Origin of the sequence: Endozoicomonas sp. SESOKO2 (assembly GCF_024606245.1) — a bacterium.
Taxonomy (GTDB): domain Bacteria; phylum Pseudomonadota; class Gammaproteobacteria; order Pseudomonadales; family Endozoicomonadaceae; genus Endozoicomonas_A.
Genome location: NZ_JAHHPQ010000039.1, coordinates 1 through 1,847 on the forward strand (window position 1 = coordinate 1; position 1,847 = coordinate 1,847).

General features: G+C 48.5%; 1 protein-coding gene. It reads right to left on the minus strand.

Translation table 11 applies throughout. The features are described 5' to 3' along the window. Positions 1-1,847 (minus strand): transglutaminase-like domain-containing protein (locus KDK17_RS00970; RefSeq protein WP_257287143.1); only part of this gene is annotated, 1,847 nt, incomplete at both ends.

The window sequence follows — 1,847 nt, forward strand, 5'->3', positions numbered from 1 at the left end:
CCGACATGGAATGCCAAAATAACGACAAAAAGCAATAAAAACAGGCACACGATGACGACAGCTCCCTTGTCGCTGTGTTACCAGGAATTCAAAGAAATTTTGTGTGCGCTTTGGTCTAGCATCACCGGAAAAATGATGGCAATAGTCCTTGATCGCCTCAATGCGTTGCGTCGTGTTTTTAGCGTTTTGTATTGTCCGCAAAGGCTCCCGTACTTTCTGTGGTTGTTCGTTAATGTTGGTAAACACTTCCTTCAGTACTGTTTCCATGCCTTCGCAACAGCGGGCGTCAAAACCTGTTGATTGTGCTTGCCGGGCTCTTCCGGTACGTGTTTTTTTGCCCGGTTCCCGTTGTTCTACGACATAAGCAAAGCGAATACTCTGGTGGGGTTTGGCCCCCGGAACAGACAGTGTGTGAATTCCGGTATATCGATCTCTTAACAGGATAAATGGCAAATCGGGTTCTATACGCAGGGCCACGATATAGTCGTTAACCGTCAGGCTGGGCAATGCATATTGACCATCGTTCGATGTCCAGTCAAAGGTTGCCAGCGTTTGGTCACTGGTTAATGTCACGTCCTGATCACGCCCTGGTAACCGATCAGGTATGAGGAATTCGGCCCCCTGCATGTACTTATTGCTAATATCGATCTCTTTGATATAACCCTCAGCAGACACATAAACATCCTCTGCCCACCAACGGTAAATCCCAGGGAAATGGTCCTGCTTGTCGAAAACTATATAATCGTCAAGTTGCTGCGTCTCCTGGTTCTCATAGTCTGTTATCTGGTCCAATGCCGGAACTATTTGTCCGACATTTTCTGGAATGTATTTTTGAGGAACGTTATCACTGCCAATGGTCAACGCTTCGGTCACGGGTTGTGGCTCATGATTCGTTCTCTGATCCAACGCCGGAGCCTGTTTCTCGTGAGCTTGTGGCAGGTGTTGTTCAGCAGCGTTGTCACCGTTAACAGCTAACGCTTCATCAATATAATCGTCAACCCAATGGTTCGGCAGTGCACTTATCTGATGCCAGAACGCAGGCCACAATCGAACTGCCTTGGAGTTCCAGTCACTTATCCGCCGATTAGCCTCCAGAAGATAAGGTCGGTTAGCTGATAAATTCAGCGTTAGTCCCTGTTCTATCGTGAGGGGAAATACGCTATCAACGCCCACGCCCGTCTGGCCAAAATTATGATCAAACCAGCGTTGCTGCCAGTGTCGGTACAATGCCTGGGTGAGAATATCATCCGAGTGATTCGGCTTCAGGGAAAGACCGGATGCCCGCCACCGGGTTTGAGCTACCCTCTTGGTAATTTCCGTTTTGGCTTCCTCTTCACCCTGTTCAGTCTTAACACGAATTTCATGGCATTTTTCATCGATACTGTTGAAATCACTGCGGCGTATCAACCATGGACGATCAATGCCCGATACCGTTTGGTTGAACCATTCGCAAAGTTCAGAATCAAACGCACTCTTACTCACGGCAACAGTCGCTGGCTCAGGCAGTTCCTCCAGTGATATTTTGGCGGCCATAAGGTAAAGCCGGTAGTGTTGATTGAGGCATTGATAAAGTCCGTTTTCGCTAAAATCGCCTCCCCGGATGACGGCTCTGGCCACATTCTGTAAATCAAGGCTGGTCGGCTGCAACGGTATTTTGTTCAGTTGCAGGTAAGCCCTTAAACGACAATGTTGCTCAGTCAGTTGTACAGCGATGATTTTTCCCTGCAGGGTCTCTGGCAACACTTTCTCAGCAACAGTCATTAGTTCTGCCGGGTTGTACTGGCGGATGGGTAAATGCCGGAAACGACCTTTCAGCGCCGGTGATAATGGTTTTCGCCCGCTGTACT